This window comes from Microbacterium sp. ER1 (genome assembly GCF_023383675.1).
Classification (GTDB): domain Bacteria; phylum Actinomycetota; class Actinomycetes; order Actinomycetales; family Microbacteriaceae; genus Microbacterium.
Genome location: NZ_QCXO01000077.1, coordinates 1 through 248, shown reverse-complemented (window position 1 = coordinate 248; position 248 = coordinate 1). Strand labels below are relative to the sequence as shown.

Here is a 248-nt window from a genome sequence, read left to right as displayed (position 1 = left end):
CACCGCCACGGCCCGCGAGGCCGGCGTCGCCCACCCCGAACAGCTCGGCGAGCAGTTGGCGCTCCTCCTCGACGGCGCGTCCGCCCGCGGCCGTGCGCTCAACACGGATGCGTTCGACACCGCCGCCGCCATCGCGCTCGTGCTCATCGACAACGCCCTCCCCGCCGCGGCGGTACCGGTCGGCGCCAGCGCTGGCGAGCAGCCGAGCCCGGCTTAGGGCGCAACTCTCAGGTCGCCGCACGACCGCG

Annotated in this window: 1 protein-coding gene; it reads left to right on the top strand. The window is 76.2% G+C overall.

Going from position 1 to position 248, the window contains the following annotated elements:
• The coding region (locus BV453_RS01830; protein ID WP_249520735.1) for a hypothetical protein at nucleotides 1–217 on the top strand (217 nt) is incomplete at its 5' end.
• Nucleotides 218–248 lie beyond the last annotated feature (31 nt).